23 protein-coding genes are annotated in these 23,166 nt (G+C 32.5%); 10 read left to right on the top strand and 13 right to left on the bottom strand.

Annotated features, from left to right (window positions below):
- Nucleotides 1–74 precede the first annotated feature (74 nt).
- The 7 genes from DFQ06_RS03900 (at nucleotide 75) to DFQ06_RS03870 (ending at nucleotide 7,226) form a co-directional block, all read left to right on the top strand.
- Nucleotides 75–779 carry a toxin-antitoxin system YwqK family antitoxin gene (locus DFQ06_RS03900; protein ID WP_162857618.1) on the top strand — a complete coding sequence of 235 codons (705 nt, stop codon included), beginning with the start codon at nucleotides 75–77 and terminating at the stop codon, nucleotides 777–779.
- Nucleotides 780–992: 213 nt separating this feature from the next.
- Nucleotides 993–2,180, top strand: coding sequence for a tRNA 2-thiouridine(34) synthase MnmA (gene mnmA / locus DFQ06_RS03895; RefSeq protein WP_133966118.1), 1,188 nt, complete (start codon nucleotides 993–995; stop codon nucleotides 2,178–2,180).
- 24 nt (nucleotides 2,181–2,204) lie between these two features.
- Nucleotides 2,205–3,860, top strand: a complete 1,656-nt coding sequence (locus tag DFQ06_RS03890; protein ID WP_133966116.1) for a S8 family serine peptidase — start codon at nucleotides 2,205–2,207, stop codon at nucleotides 3,858–3,860.
- A complete protein-coding gene (locus DFQ06_RS03885; protein WP_133966114.1) occupies nucleotides 3,860–4,801 on the top strand; it encodes an NAD(P)H-dependent flavin oxidoreductase in 942 nt (313 codons plus the stop codon). The genes DFQ06_RS03890 and DFQ06_RS03885 overlap by 1 nt, the downstream gene beginning before the upstream one ends.
- A 95-nt stretch (nucleotides 4,802–4,896) precedes the next feature.
- Nucleotides 4,897–6,276, top strand: coding sequence for an MATE family efflux transporter (locus DFQ06_RS03880; protein ID WP_042503471.1), 1,380 nt, complete (start codon nucleotides 4,897–4,899; stop codon nucleotides 6,274–6,276).
- A gap of 68 nt (nucleotides 6,277–6,344) precedes the next feature.
- Nucleotides 6,345–6,572 carry a hypothetical protein gene (locus DFQ06_RS03875; protein WP_042503473.1) on the top strand — a complete coding sequence of 76 codons (228 nt, stop codon included), beginning with the start codon at nucleotides 6,345–6,347 and terminating at the stop codon, nucleotides 6,570–6,572.
- Nucleotides 6,573–6,653: 81 nt separating this feature from the next.
- On the top strand, nucleotides 6,654–7,226 hold the full coding sequence (locus tag DFQ06_RS03870) for a phosphatase PAP2 family protein (protein ID WP_133966112.1): 573 nt from the start codon (nucleotides 6,654–6,656) through the stop codon (nucleotides 7,224–7,226).
- On the opposite strand, the gene meaB is transcribed toward DFQ06_RS03870, so the two are convergent.
- Together meaB and DFQ06_RS03860 are read right to left on the bottom strand one after the other, a co-directional pair.
- Nucleotides 7,197–8,282 (bottom strand): methylmalonyl Co-A mutase-associated GTPase MeaB, encoded by a 1,086-nt coding sequence (meaB, locus tag DFQ06_RS03865; RefSeq protein WP_042498777.1) that lies wholly within the window; start codon nucleotides 8,280–8,282, stop codon nucleotides 7,197–7,199. The genes DFQ06_RS03870 and meaB overlap by 30 nt on opposite strands.
- 80 nt (nucleotides 8,283–8,362) lie before the next feature.
- Complete coding sequence (locus DFQ06_RS03860; RefSeq protein WP_042503481.1) at nucleotides 8,363–8,917, bottom strand: DUF2911 domain-containing protein; 555 nt, start codon at nucleotides 8,915–8,917, stop codon at nucleotides 8,363–8,365.
- A 202-nt stretch (nucleotides 8,918–9,119) separates the two neighbouring features.
- Between DFQ06_RS03860 and DFQ06_RS03855 the strand changes: the two genes are divergently transcribed.
- Genes DFQ06_RS03855 through DFQ06_RS03845 form a run of 3 tightly spaced genes read left to right on the top strand, consistent with a single transcriptional unit; the run spans nucleotide 9,120 to nucleotide 11,745 of the window.
- The gene (locus DFQ06_RS03855) at nucleotides 9,120–9,671 is read left to right on the top strand and encodes an RNA polymerase sigma factor (RefSeq protein WP_042498780.1); all 552 of its coding nucleotides are present in this window, start codon (nucleotides 9,120–9,122) and stop codon (nucleotides 9,669–9,671) included.
- Entirely contained in the window at nucleotides 9,655–10,239 is a 585-nt protein-coding gene (locus tag DFQ06_RS03850) for a hypothetical protein (protein WP_042498783.1), read from the top strand. Before DFQ06_RS03855 ends, DFQ06_RS03850 begins: the two co-directional genes overlap by 17 nt.
- A 12-nt stretch (nucleotides 10,240–10,251) precedes the next feature.
- Nucleotides 10,252–11,745, top strand: coding sequence for a YggN family protein (locus tag DFQ06_RS03845; RefSeq protein ID WP_133966110.1), 1,494 nt, complete (start codon nucleotides 10,252–10,254; stop codon nucleotides 11,743–11,745).
- Nucleotides 11,746–11,831: 86 nt separating this feature from the next.
- Here the strand turns inward: DFQ06_RS03845 and DFQ06_RS03840 are convergent, their stop codons facing one another.
- From DFQ06_RS03840 to DFQ06_RS03785, 11 genes are all read right to left on the bottom strand, one after another.
- Nucleotides 11,832–12,311 carry a hypothetical protein gene (locus DFQ06_RS03840; RefSeq protein ID WP_042503486.1) on the bottom strand — a complete coding sequence of 160 codons (480 nt, stop codon included), beginning with the start codon at nucleotides 12,309–12,311 and terminating at the stop codon, nucleotides 11,832–11,834.
- A gap of 304 nt (nucleotides 12,312–12,615) precedes the next feature.
- Nucleotides 12,616–13,077, bottom strand: coding sequence for a hypothetical protein (locus DFQ06_RS03835; RefSeq protein ID WP_042503488.1), 462 nt, complete (start codon nucleotides 13,075–13,077; stop codon nucleotides 12,616–12,618).
- A gap of 280 nt (nucleotides 13,078–13,357) precedes the next feature.
- A complete protein-coding gene (locus DFQ06_RS03830) occupies nucleotides 13,358–13,894 on the bottom strand; it encodes a DUF6933 domain-containing protein (protein ID WP_133966108.1) in 537 nt (178 codons plus the stop codon).
- A 402-nt stretch (nucleotides 13,895–14,296) separates the two neighbouring features.
- Nucleotides 14,297–14,698: a hypothetical protein gene (locus DFQ06_RS03820; RefSeq protein ID WP_042503492.1), complete on the bottom strand. Its 402-nt coding sequence runs from the start codon at nucleotides 14,696–14,698 to the stop codon at nucleotides 14,297–14,299.
- A gap of 99 nt (nucleotides 14,699–14,797) precedes the next feature.
- On the bottom strand, nucleotides 14,798–15,259 hold the full coding sequence (locus DFQ06_RS03815; RefSeq protein WP_042503493.1) for a hypothetical protein: 462 nt from the start codon (nucleotides 15,257–15,259) through the stop codon (nucleotides 14,798–14,800).
- 128 nt (nucleotides 15,260–15,387) lie between these two features.
- Nucleotides 15,388–16,221 (bottom strand): hypothetical protein, encoded by an 834-nt coding sequence (locus tag DFQ06_RS03810; RefSeq protein WP_133966106.1) that lies wholly within the window; start codon nucleotides 16,219–16,221, stop codon nucleotides 15,388–15,390.
- 199 nt (nucleotides 16,222–16,420) lie between these two features.
- Nucleotides 16,421–17,389 (bottom strand): hypothetical protein, encoded by a 969-nt coding sequence (locus DFQ06_RS03805; RefSeq protein ID WP_133966104.1) that lies wholly within the window; start codon nucleotides 17,387–17,389, stop codon nucleotides 16,421–16,423.
- 60 nt (nucleotides 17,390–17,449) lie between these two features.
- Complete coding sequence (locus DFQ06_RS03800) at nucleotides 17,450–17,983, bottom strand: DUF3124 domain-containing protein (RefSeq protein ID WP_231961814.1); 534 nt, start codon at nucleotides 17,981–17,983, stop codon at nucleotides 17,450–17,452.
- A gap of 227 nt (nucleotides 17,984–18,210) precedes the next feature.
- Entirely contained in the window at nucleotides 18,211–20,148 is a 1,938-nt protein-coding gene (locus DFQ06_RS03795) for an OmpA family protein (RefSeq protein ID WP_133966102.1), read from the bottom strand.
- Nucleotides 20,149–20,220: 72 nt separating this feature from the next.
- Nucleotides 20,221–22,146 (bottom strand): OmpA family protein, encoded by a 1,926-nt coding sequence (locus DFQ06_RS03790; RefSeq protein WP_162857619.1) that lies wholly within the window; start codon nucleotides 22,144–22,146, stop codon nucleotides 20,221–20,223.
- A 91-nt stretch (nucleotides 22,147–22,237) separates the two neighbouring features.
- On the bottom strand, nucleotides 22,238–23,164 hold the full coding sequence (locus DFQ06_RS03785) for a PorP/SprF family type IX secretion system membrane protein (RefSeq protein WP_042501229.1): 927 nt from the start codon (nucleotides 23,162–23,164) through the stop codon (nucleotides 22,238–22,240).
- Between the last annotated feature and the right edge of the window lie 2 nt (nucleotides 23,165–23,166).

The following is a 23,166-nucleotide window of genomic DNA, read 5'->3' as shown; positions in this document are numbered from 1 at the left end:
TTGCTTAAAACAATTTGAAAACAATAATTTCGTTTTCAAATTGTTTACAATCTATATACAACAAGATTTTCCTTATGAAATTAATAAAATTATCAACCTTACTATTTTTTGTTTCCACGTTAATTCTTTCTGCGCAAAGTATTAATCAATTTGATAGTGCAGGAAAACGTGATGGCGTTTGGAAGAAAAACTTCGATAATACAGAAGTAATACGTTATCAAGGTACTTTTTTACATGGTAAAGAAATAGGAGAATTCAAATTTTATAAAAACGTTAGAGGTAAAGCGATACTATCAGCCACAAAGCTATTTAATAAAGATAATAACATTGTAAAAGTGGTGTTTTTAGCTTCGACTGGAAAAGTAATTAGTGAAGGTGAAATGGATGGTAAAACCTATATTGGCACCTGGAAATACTACCAAAAAAGTAATAACAATCTACTAATTTTGGAACACTTTGATAATTCTGGTCAGTTAACTGGGGAGCGTTTGGTATATTATAAAAACGGAGAAATAGCCCAAAGAGAAAACTATAAAGCAGGAAAACTTGATGGCGAATCGTTTTGGTATTCAGAAAACAAAGTGGTTTTAAAATCTTATGTTTATGAAAATGGTGAAATTCATGGGCCAGCAAAAATTTATAATGGCAAAGGCGAATTACTTATCGATGGCCAATACAAACGCGATAAAAAACATGGCGTTTGGAAGTACTACGAAAACGGCAAACTAACAACCGAAAAAGATTTTACATACGTGCCAAAGTACATTAAAAAACAATAATACGCTTGCTCTTTTTAGGCTTACAAACTGTATGTGTTTTACTTATAAATAGGATAGTTATTTACTATCGAAATTCAATTTAAATACAATCCATAATACCTACCTTTGTAAACTAATTTTTTTAGACAACAAACCATTAATTAAAACAATGTATTTGCTGGTTTTTCTAGGTTATATCTAGATTATCGGTACATATATTTTATTATATAAAGCATGAAACGAGTTGTAATTGGACTTTCGGGAGGTGTAGATTCTAGTGTTGCTGCATATTTATTACAGGAGCAAGGTTATGAAGTTATCGGACTATTTATGAAAAACTGGCACGATGATACGGTTACCATATCAAATGAATGTCCGTGGCTAGATGATAGTAATGATGCAATGTTGGTTGCCGAAAAGCTTGGTATTCCTTTTCAAACGGTAGATTTAAGTGAAGAATATAAGGAGCGTATTGTAGATTACATGTTCAATGAATATGAAAAAGGACGTACGCCAAATCCTGATGTACTTTGTAATAGAGAGATTAAGTTTGATGTTTTCATGAAAATCGCTCTAGATTTAGGTGCAGATTATGTTGCTACAGGGCATTATTGCCGTAAAGGAACACTTGAAAAAGATGGTGAATCTGTTTATCAATTATTAGCAGGTGTCGATGGAAATAAGGATCAATCTTATTTCTTATGTCAGTTATCACAAGAGCAACTTGCAAAATCACTGTTTCCTATAGGTGAATTAACTAAGCCAGAAGTGCGCGAAATTGCTATGAGTTTAGATTTAGTTACTGCAGAGAAAAAAGATTCTCAAGGACTTTGTTTTATTGGGAAGGTAAAATTACCCGATTTCCTTCAGCAACAGCTAAAACCAAAAGAAGGTGTTATTGTTGAGATTTCTAATGATCTTGATATATATAAGGAAACAGAGCAGAGTTTTGCTTCCGAAGAAGAAAAATTGGCCTATTTATCTCGTAAAATTGATTATAAAGTTGATTTAGGAAAAATAGTAGGTAAGCATCAAGGTGCGCATTATTTTACAAAAGGTCAACGAAAAGGTTTAGGTGTTGGTGGTACTATCGAGCCTTTATTTGTAATTGATACAGATGTAAATGAAAATGTAATTTACACAGGTCAAGGAAAAGCACATCCGGGATTATTTAAAAGGGCTCTTTTTGTAACCAATGATGAGTTACATTGGGTGCGAGAAGATTTAGCTGTCGCGAATGGGGAAACCATGGAAGTACTAGCTAGAATACGCTATCGCCAAGCTTTAGAAAAAGCTACTTTACATAAAGTAGAATTGGGTATGTATGTAGAATTCGAGAATCCGCAATCGGCTATTACGGAGGGACAATTTGTAGCATGGTATTTTGAAGATGAGTTACTTGGTTCCGGAGTTATTTCGTAACTTAGTGCATCTAAATCTATTACATTGAAAAAAATTATACTTTCCCTCAGTTTATTCGCTTTTTCATGTCATTTATTTTCCCAAGAAGATGCTTGGGTGTATTTGGCAGATAAAGAAAATGAAACCACTTTTATTGCCAATCCGTTAACTATGCTTACTCAAAAAGCACTGGATAGAAAGGCTAGGCATGGTGTGTCTATAGATGCACGCGATGTACCTGTAAACGAAGACTATGTTACAGCTATTAAAAATGCTGACGGCATATCCGTTTTAGCTAAATCTAAATGGTTCAATGCTGTACATGTTCGAGGTGAAAAAACAGCCATTGAAAACTTATTTATCAATCAAAATAACTTGATTGAACCTCAAAGAACATTTATAAGTAAAATTGTTTTTGCAGATAGATCTCAAGGCGCTTTAGAGAAATCGACCAATGAAAAACGAAGGTATAAGTTCGAAACTATTTTAACCGATTATAATTACGGTAATGCCAACCAAAATAATCAGATTAAAATGATTAATGGCGATGTGTTGCATCAAACAGGTTTTACAGGTGAAGGGATTACAGTTGCCATAATGGATGGAGGATTTCCAAATGTTAATACCATGAGTTCGTTTGAAGCACTTCGAAATAATGGAAGACTACTTGACGATTACGATTTTGTAAACCGTGATGAAGATGTTTACACCAATACATCTACAAATCACGGGACTTTGGTTTTAAGTGCTATGGCGGGATATATTGACACTGCAACTAAAAATTACGTTGGTACAGCGCCCAATGCATCATATTATCTATTTATTACTGAAGATAATAATGATGAAAACCCAGTAGAAGAAAGTTATTGGGTGGAAGCTGCTGAACGTGCAGATAGTTTAGGGGTAGATATTATAAATACCTCTTTAGGGTATGATGATTTTGATCCAGGAACTAAGTACGATTACGAGCCATCGGATATGGATGGGCAAACAGCATACATTACAAAAGGAGCTAATATTGCTTTTGAAAAAGGAATGCTCTTAGTAACATCGGCAGGAAATGCTTGGGGAGCTAGTGTTGGCGCGCCGGCAGATTCTCCAAATGTTTTAACTATTGGAGCTGTTGATTCTAATGGTGATTATGCCATGTTTAGTTCCATAGGTACGACCTATCAGCCGACTATAAAACCTGATGTTGTTGCGCAAGGCGCTAGTAGTTATTTAATTAATGAATTTGATAATATTATCACCAATAGTGGTACATCTTTTAGTGCGCCAATTTTGGCTGGTGGTATTTCATGCTTGTGGCAAGCTTACCCAAGTTTAACCAATTCTGAAATTATGGATTTGGTTAGAGAATCAGCATCACAATACAATAACCCTGATTTTTACTTAGGTTATGGTATTCCAGATTTAGAGAAAGCTTTGTCAAATATCTATGCGCTTGATACTACAAATGCCAGTATTAACGATAAAATTACGCTGTATCCTAACCCAATGAATGCGCGTTTGTTTGTGAGCCTTCCTACCGATGATTTTGCAACATTAAATCTCTTTGATGTTTCAGGAAAAAAGATTAATACGTATCAAGTTTCAAATGAAAATAATTGGATCAATACTTCAGAATTGGCCAAAGGCCTTTATGTTGTTAGGCTTGAAACTGTAAATGGAATTGATACCTTTAGACTTATAAAAGAATAATGGCAAATAGAATTACCGAACTTTTTGGAATTAAATACCCTATAATTCAGGCTGGAATGATTTGGAATAGTGGTTGGAGATTAGCTTCAGCTGCTAGTAATGCTGATATTTTAGGATTAATTGGAGCAGGATCGATGTATCCTGAGGTGTTACGTGAACATATCCAAAAATGTAAAAAAGCAACAAATAAACCTTTTGGAGTAAATGTCCCAATGTTATATCCTAACATTGAGGAAATCATGAATATTATAGTTGAAGAAGGTGTTAAAATTGTGTTTACTTCTGCAGGAAATCCAAAAACTTGGACCTCTTGGTTACAAGATAGAGGTATTACTGTTGTGCACGTGGTGAGTTCTGTAAAGTTCGCTTTAAAAGCTCAAGATGCTGGTGTAGATGCCGTTGTTGCCGAAGGTTTTGAAGCTGGTGGACATAACGGGCGAGATGAAACAACCTCCTTGACATTAATACCAATGGTTAAGGAAAAAATAACCATACCACTAATTGCCGCAGGCGGAATCGCAACAGGCAAAGCCATGTTGGCCACTATGGTTTTAGGAGCAGATGGTGTTCAAATTGGGAGTCGGTTCGTTGCTAGTACAGAAAGTTCTGCACATGCTAACTTTAAACAAGTGGTTGTTGATGCTAAAGAAGGTGATACGCAGTTAACGTTAAAAGAATTGGCGCCAGTACGTTTAGTAAAAAACGTCTTTTTTAATGAGGTACAAGATTTATACAAAACAGCTCCAAGTGTAGATCAATTAAAAGAATTACTTGGTCGCGGACGTGCCAAAAAGGGTATGTTTGAAGGTGATTTGGATGATGGTGAACTAGAAATCGGGCAGATTGCAGGTATTATTCATTCAATAAAACCTGTGGCAGACATTGTTACGGAAATCATCACTGAATTTGAAGATGCAAAGCGTGATGTTTCTCAACTTTAAAACTCATAATTTCACCAATAAATAAACTTAAATATTTCCTCTTAAATTAAGAACACAAAATTGCTTTAAACAAAGCATAAGTTTACTTTTGCCAAATGCAATTAACCGACTACACCAAAGAATTTAAATATAACTGGCAGCTTGCAGCTCCCGTTATGTTAGGCATGTTAGGCCATACTTTTGTAAGTTTTATAGATAATATTATGGTTGGCCAATTAGGTACAGCCGAACTTGCAGCTGTTTCATTGGGGAATAGTTTTATGTTTATTGCCATGTCTTTAGGTATTGGTTTTTCTACGGCCATTACGCCATTGGTAGCAGAGGCCGATGCTGAAGGAAATTTTGGTAAAGGAAAATCATCTTTTAAACACGGTTTATTTTTATGTACCGTTTTAGGAATATTGTTGTTTTTGGCGGTGTTTTTTGCAAAGCCGTTAATGTATTTAATGAAACAACCTATAGAGGTTGTGGAATTAGCAATTCCTTATTTAGATTTAGTGGCATTTTCACTTATTCCGTTAATTATATTTCAAGCTTTTAAACAATTTAGCGATGGATTATCATTAACTAAATTCCCTATGTACGCTACTATTTTAAGTAATGTTATAAATGTAGTTTTAAACTATTTATTAATTTTCGGAAAGTTTGGTTTCCCAGAAATGGGTATTGTTGGTGCGGCTTATGGAACTTTAGTATCTCGTTTTGTAATGGTTTGGTACTTGTGGTATTTATTAAAAGGACGAAAAAAATCTAAAGAATACGTTACAAATATCAAGTTGTTTGTACTTGATAAATTAATGCTGAAAAAAATTATAAATTTAGGCACTCCAAGCGCCATGCAAATGTTTTTTGAAGTGGCTATTTTTACTTCAGCGATATGGCTAAGTGGTTTGTTAGGTAAAAATCCACAAGCAGCCAATCAAATAGCATTAAACTTATCGTCCATGACCTTTATGGTAGCCATGGGATTAAGTGTGGCTTGTATGGTTCGTGTTGGAAATCAAAAAGGTTTAAAAAAATATGTAGATTTACGTCGTATTGCCTATTCTATATTTTTGTTAGGCGTTATAATTGCCTTTGGTTTTGCGGTTATGTTTTTCTTGTTGCACGACTATTTACCAAGACTGTACGTAGATTTAGGAGACCTTAAAAACTTAGCCGATAATACAGAGGTGGTTAGCATAGCATCCAAATTAATGGTTGCGGCAGCTATTTTCCAAATAAGTGATAGTATACAAGTGGTTTTTCTTGGGGCATTGAGAGGTTTACAAGATGTAAAAATCCCGATGGTTTTAGTATTCATTTCGTATTGGATTATTGGCTTTCCTATAAGTTGGTTTTTTGGATCGGAAGATGCTTATGGAAGTTTCGGGATTTGGCTGGGCTTATTAGCTGGTTTAACATCGGCTTCTATTTTGTTGTATATAAGGTTCAATTATTTAACAAAAAGATTAATTTTGTCGAACGTCGAGTAGTAAGGAAGTAAGCAATTTATAATATTTAGTCTGTTACTAAAAACTAGTAATTAACAAAAAAAGAAAACATGACATTACCAAAATTTATATTAGGGGATAACACAGAGTTTCCAAACGCTATTTTTGTTATTCATACTGAATTTCCAAGATTTATAATTAACCTTGAAGATGATGAAGTTGAATGGTTTGAAGATTTCGATGCTGATGATCAAGAAGAATTAGAAACAGAAACAGAAAATGCAATTAAGGAAGCTACTGCTTTTTATGATGCAGAGGTTGCTAAATACGACGAGTAATTTGTTTTTATAATGCCTTACAGGAAATAATAATTAACGAGTAAAACAGAGGCCTTGGGCTAATGCTAAAATAAAATAGTAATGATAGATCAGCTTTTAAAAAACGACACCGAGTTATTTGTATTTTTAAATAATTTGGGTTCCGAACCTTGGGACGGCTTGTGGTTGGCTATTACAGATAAGCTTACTTTTATACCATTGTACGCTGTTTTGTTGTATTTACTTTATAAAAAGTTTGGTTTAAAATCGCTATTAATTTTCGTGGTGGTTATTGCTTTAATGGTAACCTTTACCGATCAAATTACTAATGTATTCAAACGTGGTTTTCAAAGACCAAGACCTTGTGGTGCGGCAGATTTGGTAGATAGAGTTCGTTTTATTGCAGTGCGCTGTGGTAAATATGGGTTTTTCTCTGGGCACGCATCTAACACTATGGCTGCAGCTGTTTTTGCAGGTTTAACATTAAGACCATTTTATAAAAATTTAATTTATATAATGGTGTCTTGGAGTCTTATTGTTGCATTTAGCAGAATATATGTGGGCGTACATTATCCGTTGGATATCTTATGCGGATTAACTTTTGGAGCAATCTCTGGAGTGTTATTTTATAAAATAGCTAAGTATTTATTGAAGCGATTTGTTAAGACTGAGTAGATAGTCTGCTGCAGCAAAAGGCGTTGTTTTGTTGGTTTCAATTAATTTTAATTGTGCTTCGAGTGCTTCTTTTATTTCTTTTTTATTGAAGAAGGACCGTTTCAATTCATTTTCGATCGTTTGAATAAGCCAGAATTTATTTTGCTTCGTTCTATTGGTTTCAAAATAATTATTCTCGGTAGTTTTAGTTTTATATTCTAAAATTAATTTCCAAATATCCTTAATGCCTTCATTTTGTAATGCACTGCAAAGCATCACTTTTGGAGACCATTGCGATGGTTTAGGCGGATAGAGGTGAAGTGCTCTATTAAATTCAACCTTGGCTAGTTTAGCTTGTTTCAGGTTCTCTCCATCGGCTTTATTAATGGCAATAGCATCTGCCATTTCAATAATACCGCGTTTTATTCCTTGAAGTTCATCGCCAGCACCAGCCAATTTCAGTAGTAAGAAAAAATCAATCATGCTATGTACAGTGGTTTCACTTTGTCCCACGCCAAGAGTTTCAATTAGAATCACATCAAATCCTGCGGCTTCGCATAAAATAATACTTTCTCTAGTTTTTCTGGCAACACCACCTAAAGAGGTTCCGGAAGCCGATGGACGAATAAAGGCATTTTCATCTTTGGCCAAAGTTTCCATTCGTGTTTTATCACCTAAAATACTACCTTTTGTAATGGAACTTGTTGGATCTATAGCAAGTATGGCAATGCGTTTACCTTGCGATGTTAAATGTTTTCCAAAGGCTTCAATAAATGTACTTTTTCCAACACCAGGAACACCTGTTATGCCTATTCTAATAGATTTGTTGGCATGTGGTAAACAAGCTTTTATTATGGTGTTAGCTTGTTCTAAATGTTTATGGTTTTCACTTTCAACTAAAGTAATAGCACGACTTAAAGCCGCTATGTTTTTATTGAGAATAGAAGAAACTAAAGTGTTGGTGTCAATTCGGGCTTTGCGCTTCGCTTTGAGAGTTTCAATGGCATTAGAACTTGTAATTTCTGGAGAAGAAATCCCTGTATGTTCAGAAAGCGCCGATTTGTTTTTTTTAGTCAAAATAATCCTTTTGGAACTTCAATTTACAAATTTATTCAATAGCGTATTTTGATTTTCTTTAGAAGAATTTTTTAGTGAAATTATTTTAAAGGCACAGACACTTTTACAACATCCCAAGCCATGGTTAAAAATAAATCGTCTGTAGAGTTATCAAAAGCAATGGTAAACTGTTCTACAGGTTTCTTTAAATCTCTAACAGGAACCTCAATGCTTAAAGCATCATAATTAGGATCCCACATCGGTTTCATTTCAGAATCGACACCCCAAGAATATTGCTTAGTGTTAAAAATTACGGTCCAAACAGAATCTTTTGGTACAGTCCATAAGGTGTATTTTCCAGCAGGTAATGGCATACCCTTAACTTCTAGAGGTTTATTGGTTTCAAAAGTTGTCGCTTCGTTGGCACCCGTTCTCCATACTTTATCAAAAGGCACTAAAGCTCCAAATATTACACGGTTTTTCTTAGATGGGCGATTGTAAAACACCTTAAGCTCTAAGTCGTTTAACTCAAACTTCACGGTGTCTTTTGGACTTAATCGAGGAGCAAATATGTTTTCAACGAAAGTGGAATATAAAAATAATCCTAAAGCTATTACAGTTAAGGATATTAAAACGCGTTTTAAAAAGGTGTTCATTTACGGAGCAATTTATTAAGGCAATAAAGATACTTTAAAAAGTATTGATTACTAAAAAACCTAACGCACATTTGCACAATTTTGGTATATTTTAAGTAAAATTTAATAGTTTTTGCAACACTTTGTTTTTTTTGTCGTCTTTTAAACGAACCTAAGCCAATATAATGATAAATTGGCCTAACCAACCAAAAGCAAAATTAGTATGTTTCAAGTTGACATTATCGAAAAATGTAAACAAAACAATCGGAAAGCGCAATTGCAGTTATACAACCAGTACTGCGACGGGATGTATATTGTTGCTAAACGATTTTTAAAAGATGCTAACGATGCCGAAGATGTGGTGCAGGAAGCTTTTATAAAAGCATTTACAAAACTGGATCAGTATAAAGCAGAAGTTACTTTTGGAGCTTGGTTAAAACGTATTGTTGTTAATAAAAGTATCGATTTCTTGAAATCTAGAAAACAAGAACTTGTGGAACTAGAAGAGGTGCACCTGAAAGTGATTGATACTACAAAAGACGACAAATGGTTAGTTGACGATGCGGTAACGTTGCATGATGTAAAAGAGGCTATTAATAAATTATCACAAAAATATCAATATGTGGTGATGTTATATTTAATTGAAGGATACGACCATCAGGAAATATCGGAAATTTTGAATATAACACAAGTAGCATCGAGAACGCAACTATCGCGGGGAAAATTAAAATTACAAGAACTGTTAATACACAAAAATAATGGCACAAGATATTAGAGACTTATTTAAGAATGAAAAGGTTGTACATGATGAAATGCCAACCAAGCATGAAGCGCGTTTTCTTGAAAAATTGGATAAGGCTTTACCTGAAGCTCCTAAAAAATCTGGTTTGGGCTGGATGCAAATTGCAGCTAGTGCTGTTGTGTTTTTAGGTTTAAGTTTTGGTGCTTATTCCTTTTTTGAAGGAGACATTGAAACCATCGAAACTATTGAGACCGTTGCAGCTACTAAGGTAACGGAAACAAAAACTTTAGGTGATGTATCTCCGGGGCTTAAAAAAGTGGAAGACTATTATTTAGCGAGTATTAATTTAGAATTATCTAAAATGAAATACACGCCAGAAACTAAAGAATTATTCGATGGGTATTTGGCGCAGTTAGACGAATTGGATAAGGAATACAAGCGATTATCGTTGGATCTTACAGAGTCTGGGCCATCGGAATTAACAGTGAATGCATTAATAGATAATTTAAAATTCAGATTAAATTTAATGTATCGATTACGCACACAATTAAAAGAATTAAAATCGTCTGATGCTTTATCAGAAAAAGAACAATCAATCTAAATCAATCAAAAAATGAATAGTACAATCATAAAAATCAAATTATTAATACTGAGTTTTGTTTTAACGGCAAGTGCTTTTGGACAACAAAAGTTAACAAAACTAGAGCAAAGTATTAAGGTAAATAAAGATGTAGTTATCGATTTAAATACAAGCCATTGTAATGTTGTTTTCGATACATGGAATAAAAACACCATTGAAATTGAAGCTTATGTTGAAGGTGAAAAAATATCGAAAGAGGCGCTTGAAAGTGTTTTAAAATCTTGGGATGTTGATGTTGATGCCACTTTTGATAAGGTTTCGATAAATACAAATAAATCAAAGCCTAATGTGGTTTGGGTTGAAAAGAACAATGATAGCGATGGCGATTTATTAACCATAATTTTTGACGAATTAAAATACGAATTGGCCGATTTACCTCAAGCTATCATGAACGAGTTAACCGTTGACGTGCCTGAAATTCCTGCTATGCCAGAAATGCCACAGTTACCAGAACTTCCGGCAGGCGCACATGCTATGGAGTTTGATTATGAAGCCTATAAAAAGGATGGTGAAAAGTATCTAAAAAAGTATGAAGAGAAATTTGAAGCCACTTACGGAAAAGATTTTGAAGCTAAAATGGAAGCTTGGGGCGAAAAATTTGGAGAAGAATGGGGAGAGAAGTTTGGCAAGCGTATGGAAGCCTGGGGAGAAGCTTTTGAAGAACGATTTAATGAAGGTGATTTTGAAGAGAAAATGGAAGCATGGGGAGAACGTTTTGGAGAGCAAATGGAAGCACAAGCAGAGCGTATTGAGGCGCAAGCCAATCGTGTTGAAGCACAAAGTAAACGTGCAGAGGCTAATAGAGAACGCCATGAAGAACGTGCAACTTTAATGAAAAACCGCCAGAAAGAAGTTGAAAAATTAATGAAAGGGCATGGTGATTCTAATATTAAGAAAACCATTAAAATAAAAATGCCAAACCACGCCAAGTTAAAGGTTAATATTAAATATGGTGAAGTAGAATTTGCTTCTAATGTTAGCGATTTAAAAGCTAATTTATCACATTCAAAATTTACAGCATATAGTGTTAATGGGAGTTCTACTTCCATTAATGCTTCTTATTCGCCGGTTAATGTAGAATTCTGGAATTTAGGAGAACTGAATTTAAATTACGTAAACAATGCAGAAATAAAAGAGGTAAAGCAGTTAGTTTTAAATGCCACATCATCTAATATCGATATCGATAAATTAAGCGGTAGCGCTATAATTGATGGAAATATTGGTGATTTGAACATTTCTAAAATAGAAGATAGTTTTAGTAATTTAAACATTATTCTTCAAAATAGTAATGCCTTTATAAAATTACCAAGTGTAGATGCTAACGTGCAATATAAGGGAAGTTATTCTAAATTCTCGCATCCAAATCAATCTGCTAAAAATCAATCGTCGTCTTCTTTTTCTAAAAGCGGATCTAGCGGAAAAAGTATTATTATAAATGCAAAGTATAGTAATGTTGAAATGGAGTAGGTTGATATAATTAACCCTAATTTTTCAGCATAAAAAAAAGCGCCTTAAAAAAGACGCTTAAATTTTATTATTAATATCTAAATGTATTAGAATTGGTATCTTAAACTTAATGCGATATCAAAAAGTGTATTGTCTGTAAAACGATTGTTCCCAATTTCTGGTCTAAAATCTAAAGAAATTAATAACGGAATATCAAAATCGTATTCAATACCAACATCTCCAGCAGCAAAAAATCCGAAATCATCATCTAAGTTATTATCATTTCTTCCAGAGTATGATGCTAAACCTGCACCAGCACCAGCATACCAGTTAAATCCTCCGTCGATATTCCATACCCATTGGTATAAACCTGCTAATTTAAAAGCGCTGTAATCGTTTCCGTTTCTCCAACCTAAATCAGCTTCAATTCTATTGTTATCACCTAGAGCACGTTGGTAAGTAATTTCAGCTCCTAAACCATCACTATCTCCAAGACGTAACCCTAAAGCGTTATCTGCAATATTTTGTGCGCTAGAGGCAAATGTAAAACCTAATAATGTAATTGATAATAAAAATAATTTTTTCATAGTTTAAATAGTATTTGTTATTGATATACGGCCTTTCATATTAAAAAGACCATGCTTTGTCTACATATTAAATGCACTGCAATAACGTGAAATTTCGAATTATATTTAAAGAAATATTGCGTAAGCGGTCTTTATTTGTTTTTTTGGGTTAAAAATGAGAGTTGGGGAGAGGTTGGAGGTTGGTTTTAGTGTTTATATGTAAGAATAGTGTGTTTTTGTATGATAGGATTTTCATAAGGAATTTCAAAAGCCAATAAGTAAAGAAACTCATATTTATTAGTATAAAACTAGCTGTCTTTTATTATTACTCATATTTTTCAATTTTTGTAATAATGTTATTTTTAATTTCTATTCCTAAAGAATCAGTTTTCTTCTTATCTATTGGTTCTAATGTTAATTCAAATTCAGAGCTTTTATCATGCATTGGATAGATAGCAGATAAATAAAACTCATTTTTCCAATTAGAATATTTTGCAATATTATCAATTCCGCTAGCGTTAATTTTATTTTCAATTTTAGGTAAATACTCATTTTCCCAATTCGTCACTAATTGACTAATAAAATCTAGGTGATTAGGAAAAGGACTTGTATTATTTCCTTCTAAAATAATTGTTGTTTCAAGTAGTTGGTTCTTTAAGAATATATTACCATGCCAAGTATAACTTTTAGCAGGATTACCGCCTCTAATTCTCTGACTTTTTAAAACTCCAATTACGGGATGTTTAAAAGTCTTTTTTTGTCCAAAAAGAGAATCAATTATATTCATATATTATTTTTTGAGTATGTTACTAGTATTAGCGTTTATGTATAAAATTGTGCTGTATGCGAGGATTTTTCGCAGGAAAATCAGACGTAATAAACTTGCAATTACCTTTGGTTAAGCCCAAAATCTAGTAATTATTTTTATACATTGTTGCAAATGTTTTATTTTTTAATTATAGATTATTTCTCTCTTTACAGCAACACACAACCAAGCAGGATCGAAACTATAGAAATGAGCGCTATTACTTTTTTATAAACGAGATTTAAAACTCAATACCAATCTGCTACTTGCAAAACTTATTCAACAATTCCTGCATTGCATCATTAGGATACCCATAACCACGTTTCTTTTTACCAAGAACGCTTAAAATCTTTTCATTAATATTGGAATTCAATTCGTCCACGTCTATATCATCAATATTGTCACCATAGTCTTCGGTAATATATCTCTTCATATTAAGGGTGGCATCCTGTATAGCGCCCAATACCTTTCTATTATTATTGGTAGTTAAAAAAATTGGCTGTAACTCTGTCGTGATTTTGTCTGTAAATTTAGATGGAAAGCTTATCTCATCATTTTCTAATTGCTTAAAAAAGCGCTCAGCAAATACTTCATGAAAATTCATTAAATCAATTTTTTTGAAATCAATTAAAAGTACAGAATAATAAGAAACATCATTCATTAGTATTACACAGTTTTTCCTGCTAACCGTAAACACATTAGCGTTCCAGTTACCAAGAGGAGAAGATTTATCCGATTTAACTATACGTGATTTACCAACTACAGTTTCAAATTTTTGGGTACAGTATATTATTGCCATTATTTAAATTTCAAATTATCATTTATCTCAAACTCGTACTGCACCGCTTAGAAGTAATCAAGTGCATTTCAATTCGTTTGGGTAAGCAAAGTTACAAATAATATACGTTGGGTTACTAATCAAAACACTACATGGTCCGACAAAGGTATACTAAGAGATGGTAGAAAATAACAAGCTACTTTAGGGTAAAAGTTTTAAGTAAAATATTTATCCGTACTTAATGTATGATAAGGGACATCCTTTACACTAAGCTTTATTTATATTTGGCAACGGTTTCGTGTAAGAATAGTGTGTAGTTTAGCACTTAACTTTGCAAGTACAAACTAAACTGAAAATCCGAGAGGATTTTCAGAAGTAGGCGAGAACAAGCAATTACTTATAGCCATTGTTGGCAGTAGTTTTTTAATTTTCAAAATTGTATTCCACATTAACCAATTCAATCGAATTAACCATTCCTATATCAAATGATTGTTCTTCATCGAAACTAATAGTACAATCTGAATTTGCCTCAATTAAATAACAAGGCGAAGAATCAGTCGCAATATTTGAACTTATAATTCCATCCGCATTTATTGTGATTTTATGAAATCCATTTATTGCAGTATTATTCGGGTTTGAGAATTTAATTTCATAACGTAATCTTGATGTATTATTACCAGTATCAGGTGTAAACTCAAATAGTATAACTTCATAAGTTACATTTTCTAATTCAGTTTCTTCTGGTGTTATCATATCGTCATCACTTGGGCAACCAAAGAGAAGAAGAAAGATTGGTAATAATAAAATGCTTTTTCTAATGTTCATAATTTCGATTTTTTAATTAACCACAACGAGTGGATTCTAATTTGTGCTGAGCTTTTCGAAGTCGCCTTAATTGTATTTATAAATTGTTTATCATAGTTTTTAATCAAATTCTGAGTCATAATATCCGAATCTAATTGTTGCTCTATGGAATATAAATTCTGTTTCTGTTTCTTTGAATTCAATATTGTCAAAGAATATTGTATAATCGGTATTATTTATTCCAGTATGTACTCTTCCAGAAAAAGAAGTGCCATCGATTTCATAATCTTCGTCCACTAAACCGTCATAAAATTCAAATGTTGAATTTCCTTCAACCAATCTTGCGCTAATTCTAGCGTGAGGAACATTATTTGGATGTGTTTTAGTATAATTTTCAAATCCCAAAAATGTAAATTTAAATCCTTCTCTATCGCTAAAAGTCAAACAATCATTTTCTTCTATAATTGTTGATTCAAGAAAAGCAATTTCTGCACAATCAAAGGATTGTTCATTACTTTCCTCATTATTTTCTGAACAAGATAAAAATGTTATTAATAAAACTAAAGTTGAAATTTTTCTCATTTTTCTGTAAATTATTGCCAACGGTTTCGTGTATGGTTAGTTGCGTGTTTAAGCAACTAATTTAGTAAACAAAAACGGACGCGAGAAAATTCCGAAGGAATTTTCCAAATAGGCAACGACCAAAGCAATTAATTATACACAGTATTGGCAATAGTTTTTATTTTTTTTCCTTCCATAAAGCCAGGGTTTTCTCTTTCTTCACTTTGGTATATTCTGTAAATTTTTAGTGGTAATGTATCATTTGGTGGTCTTGGAAAATCATATATTTTAAAAATGTCACTTCTATTTGTTACAGGCAAACTTTTAGTAATCATTGAATCTGGAATTTTCTTGTCAGCAAAAACTCTTAAATGAAATCTTATTTCATTAAGAACGTCCTGTTCAGGTCGACCAGTTATTAGACTATCTTTAATTGTTTTAATATCAGATTCTAAATTATTTAAGTTGTCAGATAGTTCGGTTTTTCCAATGATTTTATTATTTGAAAATCCCATAAATATTTTTAGAGAATAATCACTTTCTAAATTGATAGGTTCACTTTTACCATCTTTTGGTAGTTCAAATTTAATTCCACTTTTTTTGTTTAAATAATCAATATAATTATTAGCTTTAATGAGATTGAATTCTACTTTTTTATCTGGCTCTATAATATGTGTAAATAATGTATCTTTTGTAGATGAGAAATTGTACTCAAGGACAGTCTTTTTGATTTTTCTTCCAAGAGAGTCGGTAAACATTAGGTTATAATCAAATTCTATCTTTGATTTATCCGCTGACCATTCTACAGTTTGGGTTCTTAAGTCAGTTATAATTAGGCTGTCTGAATTGAAATTTAATCTCGTTATTCCATTATTTTTGATTTCATACCATTTACCATTTAGTTCTTTTTCAGATGAATTTTGTCCACAAGAAAACACTAATAGAATAATCAATAAGTTTAATATGTAAAATGGTTTTCTCAAATTATTACCAACGTTTAGTATAAGAAACGTAGGGCAGCAAATAAGCACTTTCATTTCGGTTTATTACTAAGCTAAATATAAATATTTTGCTTTTATCTTTTTTACTATAAACGCCTAATTTTATATTTAGTGGACTCTATTAATATGCACAGACCTTCAATTTTGCACAAATGCCCTATGTTTTTTTATACCTTGTTACCTACAGTTTTAATATTTCTTCAATTAATATTTTTCCCTCGACATTCTCTTTTTTTGTATTGAAACCAGCTCTAATTTCTTTAAGGCTCTTATGCCCTTTAAGAACATTTAAAGCCGAAGTTTTAAATTCTTTCCCTACAAATAGAGATAGATTTTCTAAATTTGGCGCTTTTGAGACACCACTAATGTCATTTAATATTTTCCAACTTGTTATTGATAAATCAGTCAATTGTTCCAGTTTTTCTAATGAAGGAAATTTTGAAACAGAGTTATAGTCAGTTATATCAAGTTTTTTTAAATTCTTTAAATGCGAAATGAATTCTGCTGTAGTGTCTTTATAATTTTTCACAATAAAAGCATCTGTCAATTTTGGTAAATCATATAAGCCAGAATAATCAGTAATTTTATCACTAGACCTCAATTCAATTCTTTCCAAATTTAGTAAAGGTTTCAAAAAATTAAGATTGTTAATTTTTAAACTTTCAAGACCTATATATTTTAAATTGCTAAAATTTTCAATTTCTTCTATATCCTTTATATGAAATATTTTAAGTTCTTCTAATTTATCTAATCCAGTTAAAGGTTTTAAACGAACTTTTGCAGATTGAAAAACATTAAAGAATTTTAATACTTTGAGTTCTTTTAAATGAGCAATTGGGCTCAAGTCTACACCTTTGAAATAGAATATAAATAATTCTTTTATATCGGGTAAGTATTTAAGAAAAGATATGTTTTCAAGTTCTGTTTCAGAATACGATAATGATATTCTTATTGATGAATTATGTGTAATTATTATTCTATTTATTTCTTTCCAAGTGTTTTCAGTTTGTTCATAATCAAATGAGATATATTCAATCTTTTCAGAAGATATTACTTTTTCAATTTTATCTAAATCATTACTATTTAGAGTTGCTTTGATTTCAATACTTTTTCGAGAGTAAGAATCATCAATTTCAAAATTGTAGTTCATTTTTTTTGTAATTGTAGGTAACTTAAGGATAAGCTTATATCTCAATAAATTTTCCTAGTATTATTTAATCCTTCTCGCTTGCGTTGCAAAAGATAAGCCTTGTTGGCCTACAGTAGAATTCATAATTGCTTCAAATAAAGGTTCTGGGCAGTCTTTAGGTGTTTTCCATTCAAATACAAAATTAGAACCGGTACCTCCAGAGTTATCAATTTCATCAATAATAATTTCACAGGTTTCCATAGGCGCTAAAAAGATGGCATGGCCAATGTAAGGGCGCACATGTTTACCGTGTGTATCAAAATACTTAGCACTTAGCACATAAATGGTATCTACATCGCTTGTGTTTCTTAAACTAACCATAGTGGTTAAATTGTGTGTTTTATGCTCAGACATACTAAAAATTTGAGAATAGGTAGACAAGTAAGACTTTCCGTATTCTAAGGAATCTGAAAGCGTTTTAGAGACTTTACGTTTCGACCAATTTTCGGTGCTTACCGAACTCATTTTAGTTTCGTTGTTACAGCTTGTAAAGAGTAAAGCTGTAAAAATAATAAGAAGGTATTTAGATGTATGCATAGAAGACTTTATTAACATGAATTTATACTTTTAAAATAAGACTTTAAAATAAACTTTTTTTGCTGTTAAAGAAATTTTAAACCTATTATTTAAGCTGTGATATATACAAAGATAATGAAGTAAAGGCTTTAATAATTGTATCTATTGATATTTTAGAATGTAAAATTTTATTTACAGAAATAAAGAAAAGCACCAAAATGAATAACATATTGGTGCTTTTTTAAAAGGGCATTTAAAATGCCAAATTATTTTATTTTAGAAACAATAAACTGTGTACGTCTGTTTAGTTCGTGTTGAGCTTTAGAGCATTTAATGCTACCATCACATTGGTTTACAAGTTGTTCTTCTCCCAAACCTTTAAAGGACACAATTCTATCTTTATTCACCCCATGTTCTATGAGGTAATTGTAAGTAGATTTTGCACGTTTAACAGAGAGCCTTTTGTTGTATTCCGCAGGTCCTCTAGAGTCTGTATGCGATTCAATTTCGATTGCCATTTCTGGATACGTGTTAAGCATTAAATCTACAATTCTATTTAGCCCATCAGTATCTTGATCTCTAATAGTAGATTTATCGAAATCGAAGTAAATAGGAGCTAACTCCACAATTGGATAAGGCTCAACTGTTGGTGTTGGTTCCTGTATTTTATTAAGAACAAAATCTTCGGTAATAGTTGATACATTCTTGTCTACATTTTTAGAAGTTGTATCGCGAGAGTCTTCAATATATCCGTCTTTAATTACTTGCAGTTTGTAATCGGTATCTCTATCAATATTGATATCGTAGTTACCATCGCTATCTGTTTCAACGAAAGCAATAGGTTTTCCATCGGTATCCAATAGAGTAATGGTTGCATTTTCTATAGGAAGATTGGTTTGGGCATCGGTTAATTTACCGGCTATTTTTAATTGAGGTGTTTTATCGAATGCATAAATATCATCGCTACCTACACCGCCTTCACGGTTTGATGCGAAGTAACCAGAAAGTCCATCTTCATTTAAAAAGAATGAAAAATCGTCTTTACTAGAATTTACAGGAACGCCTAAGTTAGCAACGTTTGTAATGGTTTTGTCTTTACTGTAAACGGTTGCAAAAATATCCATTAAGCCTAAACCTTGATGTCCATCGGAAGAAAAGAATAATACATCTTCACTATTTACAAAAGGGAATTTTTCGTTTTTATTGGTGTTTACAATTTCACCTGCGTTTGTAGGTTCTCCTATGCTGCCATCGGCATTAATATTTACGTAATAAATATCCGATCCACCAAATCCGCCAGGTCTATCTGATGCGAAATATAATTTTGTTCCGTCGCTATTTAACGCTGGATGACCAGTAGAGTAGGAACTGTCGTTAAAAGATAATTCTTCTAAGTTTTTCCATTTTCCATCTGTAAGCGTGGCACGGTATATTTTTAAATTGGTAATGCCTTCTGTATTTTTACCTAAGACATTTTTATTGAAATCATTTCTAGAAAAATAAATGGTTTTTCCGTCTTTGGTAATTGTAATTGGTCCATCGTGAAAAACAGAATTTATATCACCTTTTAGTTTTGATTTATGATTTATTAAAGAATCGTTAGTCCCTTTTTCGGTAACATAAATATCTAAAAATGGTTCTTTATTCCAACCGTAAACATGTTTTGTTAATGCACCTTTATCTCTAGCAGATGTGAAATAAATATTGCCATTATGTTCAACGGCTCCAAAATCGCTAAATTCTGAATTAAACTTTACATCGGTTAAAAAATAACTTTGCTTTGCATTTACTACAGATTTTAAGAAGTCTTTATCGCTTGCTAATTGGGCTTCATTAATAATACCACCTTTATCTTTATACTCACGCATCCATTGGCGATACCCTTTATAATCTTTTACACCTCTTAAAGCTTGTGCATAATTATAATAGTATTCTATAGGCACATTTGCTTGTTCTACAGCTTTTTGATAATATACCACAGCACTGTCTGGGTTTCTCATAAAAGCATAAGTATCGGCCAATTGCCTAGTGGCATAATCGGTATTAAAATCTTTATCAATTAACCTAGTATATACCTCTGTTGCATCAGCAAAAGCAAATGTATTGAATAGTTTATCCGCTTTTTTTTGCATGCCATATTGTGCGAACACCGTTATGGAAACAAGCAAGAACATACTTGTTAAGCAGTAATTTTTTAATTTCATGGGTCTATATTTAATTAAAAAAATATAAGTAGGTTTTAGGTAGAGTAAAACACATGCGATTAGCTGTATTTACTATTCCATTTTTATCACTATAAACTGTGTACGTCTGTTTAACTGGTGGTCTTTTTCTTCACAATTTTGCCCATCTTCACAACCATTTGTTAATCTACGCTCACCAAATCCTTGATGCTCTGTAATTCTTTCTGGTTTTACACCTTTAGAAATTAGATACTCGTAAGTAGAGTTTGCTCTATCTATGGATAGTTTATCATTGTAAGATAGTAGCCCTCTAGAATCGGTATGCGATTCAATTCTAATTACCATTTCTGGATAAACATTCAACATTAAATCTACAATTTTATCTAATTCTAAAGCCGCATCCGGACGAATGTTATGCTTGTTGAAATCGAAATAAATGGTGTTTAATTCCGCTAGCTTTATAACATCTGGTACAGGGTTTAAAAGTAAATTGGCTGTAATTGAGGTTAACTCGGTTTGCAGGTGTTTAGATGTAAATGTTCTGTAATCGTCGATGTATTTTTTCTGACTTGCAATAATTTTATAATCTTGATTTCTGTCTATATTGATTTGATAGAAACCATTTTTATCCGTAGTCATGTAAGCTACTTTTTCTCCTTTTGAGTTTATAAGTTGAATAACTGAATTTGGAATTGGTTTAGAGTTAATAGCATCGCTAACTACACCTTCTACATGTAGAACAGGTTTTCTGTGGTAGGCATAAATATCATCGTCACCACGACCACCAACACGATTAGAGGCAAAATAACCCGTAATACCGTTAGGATTCATACTAAAAGAAAAATCATCTTTATTCGAATTAATCGGAACACCTAAATTGATAACATCTACAACTTCGTCTGCTTGATCATCTTCACCTTTAATAGTTGCAAAAATATCTAACAAACCTAACCCTACATGACCTCCAGAAGAGAAGAATAAGGTTCCTTCATTATTAATGAATGGAAAACCATCGGCCTGATCTGTATTAATTACCGGCCCAACATTTTCAGGTTCACCTAATGTACCGTCAGCATTAATATCTACAACGTAAATATCTGAGCCACCATAGCCACCGGGTCTATCTGATGCAAAATATAACTTGGTATCATCATTATTTAAAGCAGGATGTTGTGTTGAAAAATCGGCGCTATTAATAGATAAATCTTCAACATCTGTCCAAAGACTATCACGTAGTTTAGCTCTAAAAATTTTCATATTGGTTAAACCTTTAGAGTCTTTTTCTTCAACTTGATCTTTGTAGTTGTTTCGAGAGAAGTACATGGTTTGTCCATCTTTGGTAATCACCACAGGCCCATCATGATAAATAGAATTTACATCACCTTTAAGTTTTGCTGTATGGTTTACGTTACGTCTAGTGCCCGCTTGAGCCACATAGATATCTAAAAACGGCTGCTCATTCCATCCGTAAACTCTTTTTACGGCTACACCTTCATCTCTTGCTGAAGCGAAATAAACTTGTCCGTCTTTTTCAAAAGCACCAAAATCACTATACTTAGAATTGAATCTAACTTTATCTAAAAAGTATTGTTGTTTTGAATTGAAAACGCTTGTTATAAAGTTTAAGTCTTTAGAAAAATCGTTAGAATTTATAACGCCACCAGAATCTTTAAAGGTTTGTAACCATTGGCGAGAATCGTCGTATTTTTTCATACCACGTAAAGACTGTGCGTATTTATAATAATATTCTACAGGAACATTATCTTGCTTTACAACACTTTTGTAATATCTAGAAGCATTTCTAGGATCACGAAGTAGGGCATAGCAATCTGCTAATTGCCTAGTAGCGTAATCTCTATTATAATTATTTTGAATAAGTTCTCTGTATACTTTAGCAGCCTTAACGAACGAAAATTTATTAAAAAGGGTATCTGCTCTTTTTTGTTTTCCTTGTTGAGCAAAACCATTAATACTTAATATTAAGGCTATACAAACTAATATGTAATTTTTTAGTTTCATATATAGGGTTTTATTTCTTTTTAGTTTGTTAGTTAAGCCGATTGCGTTGAAAATTTTTATTATGCCATTTGGTAGACATAGTAAAGTTTTTTTAGAAATAACGAGGAGATTTTAATTTAGAGCTCAAGAATTTGAATTCATAAATTAAAAGAACCTCATGTGTTCCTGTTGTATAATCGGCAATTTCTGAAATTGGTTTTTCGTAAGCATAACCTAAACGTAATTGTCTAGATACTTGAAAGTCTACAATACCACCAACAGCAGCTGTTTGTTCGTTTATTCTATAAGATCCGCCTAACCATATTTTTTCTTTGTAAAGGAAATTAGCAGTTAAATCGTATGATACAGGTGCGCCATTGGTAGCTTTAATTAACGCTGCTGGTTTGAACTTAAAATCTTGACTAATATCTAAAACACCACCAACAGTAAAGTAATAACTAACACGCTCTAAGGCTTCGAAGTCATTTTTATTGTTAATGTCATTATTTAGGATTCTCGGTGCAGATAAACCTGCGTAAATACGATCTGTACTCCAGTAAACACCAGCACCAATATTTGGTGTCCATCGATCTTCAGCTCCAAAAATTAATGGATCGGATAGGTTAGAGGTTTCTAATCTAAAATCGGTATCGAAACTAAACTGTGTAAAACCACCCTTTAATCCGAATGCCAATTTACCGTTTTTCCCTGTGGGGATTGAGTATGAGAAATCGGCATATAAATATGAAAAGTTCTGGGGTCCTAAATCGTCTTCAATAAAAGATAAGCCTAAACCAATACGATCGTTTCTTAACGGTGTATGTATCGATAAAGTTTGTGTAATTGGTCCGCCTTTAAAACCAACCCATTGGCTTCTGTGCAATCCAACAATGCTTAATGCTTCTCTACTACCTGCATAAGCCGGGTTTATAGAGATTGTATTGTACATGTACTGGGTAAATTGCGGTAGTTGTTGCGCAATTCCAACTGTACAGCTAAACAATGCAATAGCTATTATGTTTTGTTTTAAAAATTTCATAG

Origin of the sequence: Algibacter lectus, from assembly GCF_004368925.1 — a bacterium.
Classification (GTDB): domain Bacteria; phylum Bacteroidota; class Bacteroidia; order Flavobacteriales; family Flavobacteriaceae; genus Algibacter; species Algibacter lectus.
The sequence above is the reverse complement of the archived record's forward strand: the minus strand, read 5'-3'. Positions and strand labels throughout refer to the sequence as shown.

Coding starts and splice junctions, on each gene's coding strand:
- DFQ06_RS03805 (WP_133966104.1), bottom strand. CDS start 17,389: ATGAACTACAATTTTGAAATTGATGATTCTTACTCTCGAAAAAGTATT.
- DFQ06_RS03835 (WP_042503488.1), bottom strand. CDS start 13,077: ATGAATATAATTGATTCTCTTTTTGGACAAAAAAAGACTTTTAAACAT.
- DFQ06_RS03885 (WP_133966114.1), top strand. CDS start 3,860: ATGGCAAATAGAATTACCGAACTTTTTGGAATTAAATACCCTATAATT.
- DFQ06_RS03820 (WP_042503492.1), bottom strand. CDS start 14,698: ATGAACATTAGAAAAAGCATTTTATTATTACCAATCTTTCTTCTTCTC.
- DFQ06_RS03880 (WP_042503471.1), top strand. CDS start 4,897: ATGCAATTAACCGACTACACCAAAGAATTTAAATATAACTGGCAGCTT.
- DFQ06_RS03870 (WP_133966112.1), top strand. CDS start 6,654: ATGATAGATCAGCTTTTAAAAAACGACACCGAGTTATTTGTATTTTTA.
- DFQ06_RS03840 (WP_042503486.1), bottom strand. CDS start 12,311: ATGAAAAAATTATTTTTATTATCAATTACATTATTAGGTTTTACATTT.
- DFQ06_RS03800 (WP_231961814.1), bottom strand. CDS start 17,983: ATGTTAATAAAGTCTTCTATGCATACATCTAAATACCTTCTTATTATT.
- DFQ06_RS03815 (WP_042503493.1), bottom strand. CDS start 15,259: ATGAGAAAAATTTCAACTTTAGTTTTATTAATAACATTTTTATCTTGT.
- DFQ06_RS03785 (WP_042501229.1), bottom strand. CDS start 23,164: ATGAAATTTTTAAAACAAAACATAATAGCTATTGCATTGTTTAGCTGT.
- mnmA (WP_133966118.1), top strand. CDS start 993: ATGAAACGAGTTGTAATTGGACTTTCGGGAGGTGTAGATTCTAGTGTT.
- DFQ06_RS03850 (WP_042498783.1), top strand. CDS start 9,655: ATGGCACAAGATATTAGAGACTTATTTAAGAATGAAAAGGTTGTACAT.
- DFQ06_RS03830 (WP_133966108.1), bottom strand. CDS start 13,894: ATGGCAATAATATACTGTACCCAAAAATTTGAAACTGTAGTTGGTAAA.
- DFQ06_RS03845 (WP_133966110.1), top strand. CDS start 10,252: ATGAATAGTACAATCATAAAAATCAAATTATTAATACTGAGTTTTGTT.
- DFQ06_RS03795 (WP_133966102.1), bottom strand. CDS start 20,148: ATGAAATTAAAAAATTACTGCTTAACAAGTATGTTCTTGCTTGTTTCC.
- DFQ06_RS03860 (WP_042503481.1), bottom strand. CDS start 8,917: ATGAACACCTTTTTAAAACGCGTTTTAATATCCTTAACTGTAATAGCT.
- DFQ06_RS03875 (WP_042503473.1), top strand. CDS start 6,345: ATGACATTACCAAAATTTATATTAGGGGATAACACAGAGTTTCCAAAC.
- DFQ06_RS03790 (WP_162857619.1), bottom strand. CDS start 22,146: ATGAAACTAAAAAATTACATATTAGTTTGTATAGCCTTAATATTAAGT.
- DFQ06_RS03855 (WP_042498780.1), top strand. CDS start 9,120: ATGTTTCAAGTTGACATTATCGAAAAATGTAAACAAAACAATCGGAAA.
- DFQ06_RS03900 (WP_162857618.1), top strand. CDS start 75: ATGAAATTAATAAAATTATCAACCTTACTATTTTTTGTTTCCACGTTA.